General features: G+C 56.9%; 8 protein-coding genes. All 8 read right to left on the bottom strand.

Translation table 11 applies throughout. The annotated features are described in order from the left end of the window. Positions 1-5: 5 nt before the first annotated feature. Positions 6-296: a (2Fe-2S)-binding protein gene (locus SH661x_RS02345; protein WP_437227622.1), complete on the bottom strand. Its 291-nt coding sequence runs from the start codon at positions 294-296 to the stop codon at positions 6-8. 234 nt (positions 297-530) lie between these two features. Next, positions 531-2,549 (bottom strand): PDZ domain-containing protein, encoded by a 2,019-nt coding sequence (locus SH661x_RS02340; RefSeq protein WP_437227620.1) that lies wholly within the window; start codon positions 2,547-2,549, stop codon positions 531-533. Further along, on the bottom strand, positions 2,549-3,598 hold the full coding sequence (locus SH661x_RS02335) for a S1C family serine protease (protein ID WP_437227618.1): 1,050 nt from the start codon (positions 3,596-3,598) through the stop codon (positions 2,549-2,551). The genes SH661x_RS02340 and SH661x_RS02335 overlap by 1 nt, the downstream gene beginning before the upstream one ends. Beyond that, the gene (locus SH661x_RS02330; RefSeq protein ID WP_437227616.1) at positions 3,595-5,370 is read right to left on the bottom strand and encodes a S1C family serine protease; all 1,776 of its coding nucleotides are present in this window, start codon (positions 5,368-5,370) and stop codon (positions 3,595-3,597) included. The genes SH661x_RS02335 and SH661x_RS02330 overlap by 4 nt, the downstream gene beginning before the upstream one ends. Further along, positions 5,370-6,617, bottom strand: a complete 1,248-nt coding sequence (locus SH661x_RS02325) for an NPCBM/NEW2 domain-containing protein (protein ID WP_437227614.1) — start codon at positions 6,615-6,617, stop codon at positions 5,370-5,372. Before SH661x_RS02325 ends, SH661x_RS02330 begins: the two co-directional genes overlap by 1 nt. A gap of 162 nt (positions 6,618-6,779) precedes the next feature. Next, the gene (locus SH661x_RS02320; RefSeq protein ID WP_437227612.1) at positions 6,780-7,847 is read right to left on the bottom strand and encodes a hypothetical protein; all 1,068 of its coding nucleotides are present in this window, start codon (positions 7,845-7,847) and stop codon (positions 6,780-6,782) included. Continuing rightward, positions 7,847-9,622 (bottom strand): hypothetical protein, encoded by a 1,776-nt coding sequence (locus tag SH661x_RS02315; protein ID WP_437227610.1) that lies wholly within the window; start codon positions 9,620-9,622, stop codon positions 7,847-7,849. The genes SH661x_RS02320 and SH661x_RS02315 overlap by 1 nt, the downstream gene beginning before the upstream one ends. Positions 9,623-9,789: 167 nt before the next feature. After that, positions 9,790-12,189, bottom strand: a complete 2,400-nt coding sequence (locus tag SH661x_RS02310; RefSeq protein ID WP_437227608.1) for a hypothetical protein — start codon at positions 12,187-12,189, stop codon at positions 9,790-9,792. Between the last annotated feature and the right edge of the window lie 111 nt (positions 12,190-12,300).

Below are 12,300 nucleotides of genomic sequence, written 5' to 3'. Positions count from 1 at the left end.
AGCGATCACGATTTGGGTTCTGTTCCCGGACGGGGAACTCCTTTTCCGGCGCGGATGTACTCTGCCCGGGCCGCTTCGTATTCCTGGGGAGTCTGAAGATCATCTTCGACGAGGCTCCCCTGCGCGTGATCCTGAAAGCATTTCTGCAGGTAACGCACGCACCATCCGCACCCTGTTCCAGCTCCGCCGCATTCGCTCAGCTGACTGGCGCGCCGCGGCTGGTGCACGCGGAGGAAGTTCATGATCTTCCGCTTGCTCACATGAAAGCAGTAACACACTTGATCATCGAGCTTCATAATGGGATCGACATCTGATTGACAGCCAGCGGACGAATGGAATCTGTTTGGAAACGTGCAGCATTCCGATGGCGATCAACACAGCTTTCGAGCGTCTCTCCAATCGCCGCCACAAGCCCCTGACGCAGGGGTTAGACCAGTTTGGTCTATCATGTGCAGGCGATTCAGGATTTTCACCGCATGAAAGCCCATATTATCGCCTGCGGAACGTGATAGATCTTTTGCAAAACCGCTCTAGATACGATCCAGCGAATCCAGCCAGATCGCCAGCTGTGACACCACTTCTGCAGGAAACGTTCCTTCGTCCCCCTTGCTGCGTTCGATCAACCAGCTCGGGAAGTTTCGTTTCCGCATTGCTTCCACGGTCGCCTTGACCATCTTAAAGGTCGGATTGCTGGCAGCACACACACAGACCAGCTGGAAAGGATAATCGGGATCGCTGTCGGGGGGCGGACTCCGCAGCGGAGCGGAAAGCAGAATCAGCCCGCGAAAGAGATCACGGTATTTGAACGCCAGACGGCTGGCGAAAGGACCAGAGTTTTCCTGTCCCATCGCGACGATCCGCGCGGGATCGATGCGGTATTTCTCACGGATCCATTCGATCATGTCTTTGACTTGAGCTTCCTGATCGGCGGACCACCCGCTGACATCGCCCGCCCGGGGCCCGGCAAGAATGATTCCCCGTTCCCGGCAGACCGCCGACCACGCCTGCAGCGTCTCTGCCTCCTGGGAATCGCCAGGAGGATGCAGCCAGACCAGCAGGCCCCACGCGGTATCGGCTCGATAGTTTTCCGGAACGTAAGCCCAGAAGGCGAGTCCCTCCTGCGGAAGACGGTGATTGAACCGACCGGTTTCCACACCAGGCGGAGTCTCCGGAGACGGGATCACAATCCGCTCCAGAGATTTCGGGGGCTCATCAGGAAACGGGACGAGTTTTGCTTTCACCGGGAGTTGCTGCTCGCCACGACGCACAAGGACGGTGATCTCTTTCCCCGGTTCATTTCTGCGCACTTCCCGGGTCAGTTCTGCAATCGAAGCAACAGCGTCATCGTTGATTTTCTCAATCAGATCACCCGCTTTGAGCCCTGCGGAGTCGGCGGGCGAACCCGGAACGACCGTGCGAATCCGAACACCGGCGACCCCCGCTTCTTCTGAGCTGCGGCTTGGCAAAATCCCCAGATCAGGAAACTGATAGGCGACCAGTTCGTCGGTCAGGGTGATCTCTTTCTGAAGAGTTTCTTCACCGCGGCGAATGCTCAGATGGGCGACATCTTTGGCATACATCGAGCCGACGATATGCTTCAGGTCGTTGAGCTTTTCGACCGGTTTTCCGTTCACGCTGACAATCACGTCATCCTGCAGAATGCCCGCCTGATCAGCAGGGGATTCGGGACGAACCCGGATCACCTTCGCGGATCCGCTGACTGGTCCCTGATCTTCAAAGCCAATTCCCATCAGTCCGGGCTTCAGAGTTTCCTTCTCAATCAGCCGGGGGAGCACCGCTTCAACGTCCGCCAGAGGAACGGCAAACCCGATTCCGCTGTCGTACCACTCCACCCCGGCGGTCTCCTCCTGTTTATCGGGAGATAATGGAACAATGATCCCCAGGCAGCGCCCGGTCAGATCGATCAACGGACCGCCGTAGTTGACCGGAGACGTCTTGGCATCTGTCTGAATCGCTCGTCCCCAGACTCGATCGATCGCGCTGACAATCCCCACACTGGCGTTGGGAAACTTCGGATCGAACGTTCGTCCCAGTGCCAGTGCCCATTGCCCGACCTGAAACTCATTCTTCGGGACGGCCACTGCCGGAATCAGATCGTCTGCTTTGATCTTCAGCAATGTCAGCATGCGGGACATGTCGCTGGAGACAATCTCCGCTGCAAATTGCCGTTCATCGGGCAGCGTCACCACCACCGAGGCTGGTTTCGACAGGAAGTTGAAACGGCTGGTAATGATATATCCATCAGATCGCACCACGACCCCTGTCGTCGGACCGGTCCCGGTCAGCAGGTCCCCGACGAGATCCACGCCGCCAACCGTTTCAATCCGGACAATGGAAGGCTCAGCTGCTGCGACTGCTTTCTGAATTGCCTGCTGTTCCTGCAGCAACAGATCGGCTGCAAAGCACGAAGCTGCTCCCGTGACGAGCGTCACCACAGTGCAGCTGCTCAGGAACAGACTCAGCCGCATCGAATTCAATTTCAGGAACACGTACCGCGATCCCTTTTTCTGTGTGTGAAGATTCTGCATCACTTCTGCCGTGGCACGCGAAAGGTGACAGAGATCAGCTCCGATTCCCGCCGTACTACCAGTTCAAGATCATCCCCCGGGCTCAGATTTCGCAGCACTCCTTCGAAGTGGCGAATCGAGGGAACCAGCTCTCCGTTGGCGAAGACGACAAGATCATCCGGCTTCAGTCCCAGTTGAGCGGCCTGAGAGCCTTCCACTACCGTCTCCACATAGGCCGGGGTGCGGAAGACGACATCCGGAACCAGCACCAGCCCGAAATCGAGTCCTTTGAAACCAGCACTGGTCGATTTCGTCTCCGCGAGCAACGGATCGGTTCGATGCAGACGTCCCGAAATGATGTCATCGATGCTCGAGCGAAGTTCACTGATCGGCATCGCGTAGTTCAACCAGACATTGTTCTCATCACTTCGAACCTGCCGACCCAGCATCGCCAGCAGCTTTCCGTCATAGGTCGTCAAGACCCCACCTTCGGCTCCGGGGTTGTTGGTCACCGCATCCAGAATGTACACCGGGCCGGAGTAAGGGGCCTGATATCGACCACGACGCGCCGAAAGGTTGGTCTTCGCGGAGACGATCCCGTGAGTCACCGTAACCGGTTCATCTCCCACAGCCACTTTGAACATGTTGCTGAAGGCGAGTACCAGCGATCCCGGACCCGTTGAAGCGGACTGATTGAGATCGAAATAGTTCAGGTTCGTCGCGTCGATCTTCAGCACAGCGAGATCTTTTTTCGAATCCGTCCCGATCACCTTTCCAAAAAATCGACGTCCATCGTGCAGCACCACAGCCACCGTATCGGCGTCCAGCAGATGACTCCAGACCGTTACAATATGACCGTCCGGGGAAACGACAAAGCCGGTTCCGTAACTGGCCAGATTCTTCAGACCGCCGGCCCCGTACAGCTTCACCATCCGGGACTGAACCTGATTGATGGCGTCATGCAGTTCATCCGCACGCACGGATTGCGACGCTGCCAGCCAGATCAGGCAGACAGCAATCATCCGGGCACAGAGACCGCGCGGGACGAGACTCAAGTTGAATCTGTTCATGGATTCTTCCCTCCCGGAGCGGGAGCTGCGAAGAACTGTAACGATTCGATCGACAGGACACCGAACGGCTTGTCTCCGTATCGAATCGTCATGGTTTGAGGGAATCGAACAGGCCCCAGCGAGACCAGTTCTCCAAATCGGATTTCACAGGGATCCACATCTTCGGCCAGAGAGGTATCGAATCCCAGCAGTTCGCCGCTGTCCCGTTTGAAATACCAGCGGGAAGTCACCAGGCTGCGCGTGGTGATCAGGACATCCACCCGATCTCCGGTTTCGAGTGACGGCTCACTTCCCAGATAGTAGCACTCGGTGAAGTAATCTTTCGGATCCGCAAGCAGATGCTTGAGCTGTTCCAGCGCAGCCAAAAACCCGCCTGAGCCAGCAGGGAGATCGGCAAAGTCGTTCTTGAGTTCCTGAACAGCGAACTGCTCTCCGAATCGACCCGCGAGTGCTTCCGGCAGCATACGAATCTGGACCGGAGTCGTTTCATTCAACTTGCCGGTGATCGACCAGCCAACCGGCTGTTCCGCAAAGTTCCCCCAGGCAGCAATCCCTTTGAACAATCGCGCCTGCGCCTGAGCGTTGAAGTAGTAGTTGGCGAACTCCGGGCGATCTTCATACATCTCCGCGTACTGCTCGGGAATCTCCGGTTTGGCAGCCTGCTTGTGGGGTCCGGGAGATTCAGGATCCTGAGGATCATCCCCCGGTTTCTTTTCGGGAGGTCCTTCCGGATCACCACCTTCTTCGCTTCCGCCTGCGAGCTCAGCACGGCGGTGCAAGCCCATCAGACGAACCTGAATGTCATGTCGTTGTCCGTCCCTGCGAAACGAAATCGGGACGACCCAGCCTTTGGGATAGATCCCCAGAATATTTTTAAACTGGTTGACGCTGCGAATGGGCCGACCGGCGAAGGTGATGATTTCGTCATCACGTCTCAGCCCGCGACGGTAGGCCTCGGAACTCTCGAGAATGCGGTCGATCACAACAGTCCCGTCCGCTGTGCCGGAGACGGTCGCTCCGAGCGTGGCATGATCAACCACGCGTCCGCTTTTCAGATGATCCAGAAAGTGCATCACCTGATTGATGGAAATGGCGTATCCCGCGCCGACATTCACGCGCCCCCGCTTCTCCACAGAAATTCGCCCGTTAATTCCGATCAGTTCCCCCTGCATGTTGAAGAGCGGGCCTCCCGAATTTCCGGGATTGATGGAGGCGTCAACCTGCAGGCAGTCGGTGTATTCCAGGAAGGTGCCGGCTGGATATTGGTACCGGTGCACTCCACTGACCATGCCGTACGTCACCGTCGGCTGGAAGTCGGTGGCGAGCAGAAACGGATTTCCCATCGCGAACGTCGTGTCCCCCATACGGACTTCGTCACTGTCTCCGATGCGGGCGTGCGGGAAGTCCTTTCGTCCCAGCAGCTGAATGACAGCCACATCCCCGGTCGGATCAATTCCAACCAGCACAGCGTCGTAGATCTTGCCGTCGTTGAGGCCACATTTCAGGAAGCCTCCCTGCCCTTGAACGACGTGGAAGTTCGTCACAGCAAAGCCGTCCGCGTCGATCAGCACGCCGGACCCGCCTCCGCCTCCTCCCACGGAGAAGATGGCCACTACGCTGGGGGCCACTTCCTTCATCACCTCGATCCGCTTCTCCTCCGCGTCGCGGACGGCTTGCGGAACCTCGACGGGAGCAGCCTGGGCCAAACTTTCCCAGCACGGTGAAAACAAGATGGTCGCCAGAAGCGACGCACGCATGTACCTGATAGACATCACTGAATCACCTGAGCGTCGCCAAGTGCGAAATGTTCGAGTATCCCCTGAGCCGAGCCGGCGGAGTCGATGCGGATCGTCAGTTCGCGAACGTCCGTCAGCTTCAGGTCCAGCTGCTCTGGCGGATCGTTCCAGCGAAACTGTTTGGAGTAGAGTTCCTGACCATCGCCGAGAACCACGAGCCGGACACTCGGATCGAATCGGGGCATGCGTGTGACGTGCGTCAGATCGAAACCGGCGGTCGCACGCAACTGAGTATATTCACGGTTCAACCGGAACCGCACGACAGCTCCCGAATGCAACCACAGTCCTTTTCGAAATTCTTTTGTGCCGATTGTCAGCGGTGCTTTGCCGCCGCTTCCGGACGGAGCGTTGCGAGAGACGAACCACACGACGGAGCTCTCTGCATGTGGCGGTTTGGACGCGGTCTGATCAAAAGGGAGATCAGCCAGGAAGCGGATGCGTCCTCCACCGAAGTCCAGTGATTGGAGACTGGACGTGGGAACGGAGATCTGCCCCAGCGATGCCGACGTGATCTTGAGTTGATCGTTCTCCAGTGTCAGGGTTTCTGCCTGCAGCAGATCCCCGGAGTCTCTGTGTACCGCAACACGGCGCGCCTGTGTCGGCGCGGCGCGGGAAGCGAAGACCAGTCCGAAAACTTTTTCTCGCGGCGCGGAGAGTTCTTTCTCCCGGACCAGCATTGTCACAGCAGTCGGCGTGATTTTGCTGATCGACCCGGCGACATAGTCGAGCACGTCTCCTTTGCGGATCACCAGCAGGTCATCGCGTGCGTTCCGGCTTCGCAGGTCTTCCCAGCGACTTGCGATTTTCTCGTCGATGGGCGCAAAACGGATATCGCTCACCTGCCGTGTCGGGATCGCAACCGGATCCTGGCCGGGAATGGAAAGCGTGACGTTCGTGCCATCCGATTCCACGTTCGCAAGCATCAGACTGGAGCGGTCCGCAAGTGTCACTCCAACTGCCGGCTTCTCCCCGGCAGCGGCTGCTTCCCCGATGAAATCCATCTGCATGACCGAGTCGACGGGGATCTCCTGAACACCGGCGTCGCTGGTGAGCTGAATCCGGTCCGGGGCAAGAGAAAGCAATTCCCCTTTGCGAGTGGTCCCGTCCAGCAGTGTGAGACTGACCTGAGGCCCCGCAACGAGAGATGAAGTGCCAGCGACCAGGCAGGCCAATGCGAACACGAGTGGCCGCATCACAGACGGACAGGCAACCTTCAACATCATCTCCTCGATCTCGAGCGCCGGAGAACATCCCTTCCGAAGCATCAGGCGCGGGCCTGTGCATCTCCATTATCGTAGCGTCACGGCACGGAAATGCACTGGCTGAAATCGTGAATCAGCCTGTATTGCAGGCTTTCGTGGGAGACACCGGTTGGCCGCCGGGTGTTACGGGGCAGGTCGTTCCGCCAGCTTTTTCAGGTATTCTTCGACAGCCTGTCGATAGTGGGCAGGGAACTGCTGATCCAGCATGTTCTTGGCTGCTTCACGTGCCTTGGGGGGAAGATCTCCCCAGTGATCCTTGTGGCCGATGTCACGTTTGTCCGTTTCGCCGGGCCCTTTCACCCCGCCCAGGTACGAGTCGTTGGCCGGATTCGTCGGCGGTTGTCCGGAACTCGACCCGCCCGCGGATGACGAGCTTTGCTTCTGCTGGTCTTCCATTTTCTTGATCAGCTCATCGAGGGTCGCAATGATCTTCTCTTCGACCTCCTGCACCCCTTCATCCGTCTGCTGCAGAGAAAGCCTGCGCTGGACATCTTTCATCTGACGGGCGACTTCTCCCAGGGTCTTCTCCTGAACCCCCTCGAGATCTGTCTCCATCAGTTCCGCGAGCTTACGATAGCGGGCCGGGACATCCTGAGTCTGATTCTGCAAGACCTGCAGCGTCTTCAACCCCTGCTCTTTCATCAGCAGGTGATGTTCACAGACAGCACGATGAAACAGGCAGCCTGCCGGATCGACCACAAATTTCGGATCGATCAGGTTGAAGATGTCCATCGCGTCGTTATAGGCGGTGAGCAGCGTCAGATGCCGGGCGAGGAAATAGCGGACGTTGTGCGTCAATAACGGTTCGTCATGATCACGTGTCGTCGCGGGTAACTGCACCTGCAGCAGCGACGGCGAGTACGTCCAGTTCCGGCAGCTGTCGACCAGATTACGAGTCTCATCATCGGCCAGGTAGAACGTTCTCATGAGCGCGTCGAAAAGAACTTCCGGACTCGGCTTCCCTTCGAACTCCCAGCTGGGAGCGATGGCGTCCATGACCGGTGTTTCGAGCAGATTCTTCTGATGTACCCACGCCAGCACTTCCCCCTTCAAGTCGGTGGCTGAAGGGGGTGCGTAGACGTCTGTCGGCGAGATGGCCGGGGGGCTCGCTGCTTCAGCAACCTGAGCCGTCGCACAGCACAGTGCCGCTGAGAGAAAATAGATTCCAGTGGAAACTCGGGATTTTCGCATCACTGGTTCCTGCCGACGGAAAGGTCGTAGGTCGCTTCCTGAATCCGTTCTTGACGCACTTTCAAATCCTGAATCAGTTGCAACTGATCGGGAGTGCTCTGTGCGCCATTTACAACTTCCGTGCCAATCTGCCGGGTCAGAACATTAATTTGATTCTGGAGGGATCGAATCAGTTTCAACTCTGCCAGTTGATTGATCAATCCCGGTTCCTGGGGCTGGCCCTGACCCCCCTGTGGCCCCTGCTGTTGTTCTTCCTGCTTCTTCTGGAGTTCCTGTCGCAGGGCTGCGATCATTTCCTCCAGCGTATCGACAATCATCTTTTCCACCACCTGCGTGGTCTGACCGGTCTCCTGCCGACTTAAACGGGCAGCGACCAGCAACATATTCTGGTGCATTTGCTGCACCGCTTCCGGAAATGCAACCGAGGATCCTTCCTCTTTCAAAAGATGCAAGGACTTTTCTGCCTCTAAGGCATTATCTTCCTGCTCTTTACGGATGTTATCGGACTGCGAGGCATAGTTTTGTTGACCTCGATCAGCAACTTCGATGCGATCCAGGCGAATCGTTTCGGAATTCACATGCTGCTGCCGTCTCAACATGTTTTGAAAACGGGCTTCCAGCATTGTCAGGTAAGATTCCCGCTCGTCCTCCCGCAATTGACGTAAAATCTCTTCCAGCTGTGCTTTGAGTTCTTCCAGTCGATTGACGGCTTCATCCTGGTCTTCGACCGCTTTTTCTTTCTGCTTCTGCTGAAGTTTTTCGATCGCCTGCTGCATTTCCCGGCGAGCTTGCTCCAATTGTTCGCGTCCCGGAGTCTTTTGGGAATCGGGAGATGCCTGTTTTGATTCAGAATCTTCGGAGGGCTGCTGGGGAGACGGGTTTCCGGGTGACTTCTCCCCCTGCTCCGGCTTCCCGGACTGGGGCTCCCCCTGGGACTCGCCTTCTGACGGATCTCCTGAATCTTTCTGATCTTTCGGCTGATTTTCTCCGGGCTTCTCTGACGGTTTTGAGTCTCCGGACGACGGCTTTTCGGAAGGTGACTTTCCTTCTTTCGAGTCATCCCCTTCCTTGGAGTCCTGTCCCTGTTCAGGCTTTTGATCAGTCGGGGCCTGCTTGCCATCGGTCGGCTTCTGGCTCGCGTCCTTCGCCTGCCGTTCCGCATCCTGCTTGTCGATTTTTTCGCTCAGCTTCCTGGCTTCGTCCGCAACCCGTTCCTGGGCTTCCTGATTTTTCCCCGTGTCTTTGCTTCTCTGGGTGTCGGCCCGGACGTCTTTTTGACGGGCGATGATGCGGTTGGTGTCTTTCAGCAGCTCCTGAATCCGGGCGATCTCCGCAGCGACACGCTCACGCTCATCCTGACTTTGGAGGAGTCGCAACACGCTTTTCATCCGGGCGAGCACTTCTTTTTCCCGGTCGGCAGCGGGCCCGAACTGGGGATCGACGGGGGCGCCGGTCGGAGATTTCGAACGGAGCAGTTCGGCGATCGTCTGCATTTCCGCGAGGATATTCTGCTCCTGACTCTGCGTCCGGGCACGATAGAGCAATTCAGCTCGTTCCGGGTCCTTGCGACGGAGCTGTTCACCGACGTCGAACAACGATTTCTCAAATCGCTCGTAATCCCGCAGCAGCTGAAGTTCGGTCGCTGAAAGATCACGGGCTGGAGCTGCAGGCTTCGCAGCGGGTGCTTCCGAATCCTGAGCAAACACGAATCCGCCGACTGAAAGCAGGAGGACGCTAAGGCAGAGCAGTCGCTGATATTGAAAGAAGATCGACATGCTGGGTGCCCCCGCTCAAATCCGTCGTAAATGGTCCACAGCCGGGAAGTGACGCCGCGGAAGTCCCACAATTATTCAACACGAATCCACTTCAAGACACAATCGGAATCTGGAAAACGAGTCCTTACCGGCCGCCTCGCTGACATTTTTCCGTCGAACCTGAAGAATCAGTTCAGCGGGGTGAAGAAACTCTCTTCAATCCGCTTGTTTTCCGTCTCTTCCAGCAGCTGTTCCTGAAGTTCGATCATTTTCTGCAGATTCTGAATCACGTCGTTGAGCGTGCCGCGATCTTTCATTTCCGCGAGGATGGCGTCCATCTGAGCCAGCAGTCGATCGACCGCCGGAAGGATTTCGCCAGCAGCAGCCTGCATTCCCTGCTGCCGTTCCACCGCAAGCTTCAACGTTCCGAGCAGACGGTCCACTGCCAGAAAATCATTTTGATTCACCAGCGACAGCGGCTCAATGACTCGACGCTCAATCCGTTCGAGAAGTTCCGTCGTTCCGACACGATTATTCACCATTTCTTCCCGCAAGTCTCGAAATGAAAACTCGATGGAGCGGGATTCAGTGTGATTCTTCCGAATCTGGTGCAGACCACGATCAACGTACCCCGCGACAACCCCTGCGGACTGGTCGTTTTTCTGCCCCGAGGTTTCCAGTTCCGAGATCTGCGTCTGCATTTTCTCCAGTGAAGACCGCAGATCGTTCACTTCGGTTCGGATCTGTTCAAATCGAGCCCGCAGCGTCATTTCCCGATCGGCGAGTTTGGCCAGCAGTTCATCTGTCGAGACAATCTGAAATGTGAACAGCTCCCCATGAGATTCGTGTGGACCATTCAGAGTATCTCCATCACGCGCTGATACCGACAGCGTCAGTTTCTGACCTTCATCAAGTTGCAGTGGAATCAGGTTGAAATATTCCACGTTTCGGTCAGAGGTCTGCTGCAGGCGAAATTCTTTCTGACCCGAAGGAGCCCGCGCCAGGTCCTGCCTCTCGTCTTTTTCTGCTTTATCCGTGCGGTAGGTGAACCAGGCTGATTCGACTCCGTAATCATCCAGCAGCACCCCTTCAATGGGAATGGTCGCCATTCGCGTCACGGCGGTTCCGATCCCGGTCCGACGGGTTTCCACCACCGGGGATTGATCGACGATTCCATTCACCGTCAGCATCGCCGGTTCCGGGCTGTAGATCTCATCTTCATCTTCGAGCGTGATCTGCAGCGTGTCATCAGGCGTGACAGGAAGAGGGAACGGAGCTGTCTCGGTGAACTTCGCAATCTCGTCCTTTGCCCGGGACGTCACTTTCAACGGAATCTGGAATCGCTTTTTAGACTGGTCGAGAAAGGTTTCGACCGACTCCTGCAACACCAGCGAGCGAACCGCACCGGTGTCGTTGTCGGTGATGGTCAGGCGGGTAGGACTGGGAGTTTTACCCTGGCTGCTGGGATCGAACCCAAACGAGAGTTCATAATCGCTGGACCGGAGAATCACTTGACGAAGGGGTTTATTCACTGCCGCCTTCAATTCGAAGGATGTCTCCATGGGAAGCGAAACCTGTGTCCCGACCACGCGAACAAGCTGGTCTTCCAGGCTGTCGAGTCCGGTGTAGCTGGGGTAATCGCACTTCAGTTCCAGAGCATCGACGCGAGGGGGATCGACAACCTGCACGCGGAAAGGGCGTCGGTTCACGTAGTCTCCGCCGCGGAACCACAACTCGTGATCGTTCACCACCCGGATGAACGGATGGCGGAATTCATCTTCCCCCAGCCGCGACATGGTGACCTGCCCACGTTGCTGACCCGACCCTCCATAGCTCATAAACTGTAGCGTCACCCGCTGAGGCGGAGTCGCTTCGCTGGGAACGGTCGCGACCAGCTGAAGATCTGCCCCGCGAGGATGTTTGTAGATTCCGTTTTCGTCAAAATTCCGGATGCGGTCGCCGGGCTGAGCGACGACATGCACTTTGAGTTCATTTCGGCGAAACGGTTCCCAGTAATCGTTCCGTCCGAGGATGTAGGCGTTGTACCAGCGTTCCATACCCTGCGCGTTGGCGATTCCCAGAACCAGCACGGACGTGGCCAGAACTCCAGCTGCCACCAGCATCCGGCGAAGTGGAACGGGATTCGTCGTTTCCTGAAGACGAATCGAAGAGAGCCGGGAGACGGCTTCATCGATGGTCTTGTCGAGCATCCGCGAATGGGGACCATCGGGAGATCGGTCCGCCAGTTCAACAGCGGTGATCAGTCGGTCATTCAGCTCCGGAAATTTCCGTTCAAGAGCCAGTGCCAGATCGGCAGGCTTGAGTCTGCGAAAGAGCTTCGAACCGACCCAGGTGGAGACCATTCCCACCAGTGCTGCTGCCATGGCAATTGTGCAGGCGATGCGAAACCATCCCGGCAACTCGAGGTTGCTCAGGCGAAAATAGGCAAGATCGATTCCGAAGGTGAGCCAGAACAGCAGGCAAGCCAGGACAACCGTCCCAGCCAGTCCCTGAATCAGGACATAGCGCCGGATCCACCGCCGCAAACGGCTGAGGATGTTCTGTATTTCGGGTCGAGTCTGGTTCACGGGAGGGGGGAAAGTGGTTTAAGGTTTAAGGTTTAAGGTTTAAGGTTGATGGTTGATGGTTGATGGTTGATGGTTGATAACACTCGAAAAGACGACAGTTTTCCTAACTCC

This window comes from Planctomicrobium stercoris, from assembly GCF_051465655.1.
In the GTDB taxonomy this organism is placed as follows: domain Bacteria; phylum Planctomycetota; class Planctomycetia; order Planctomycetales; family Planctomycetaceae; genus Planctomicrobium.
The sequence above is the reverse complement of the archived record's forward strand: the minus strand, read 5'-3'. Positions and strand labels throughout refer to the sequence as shown.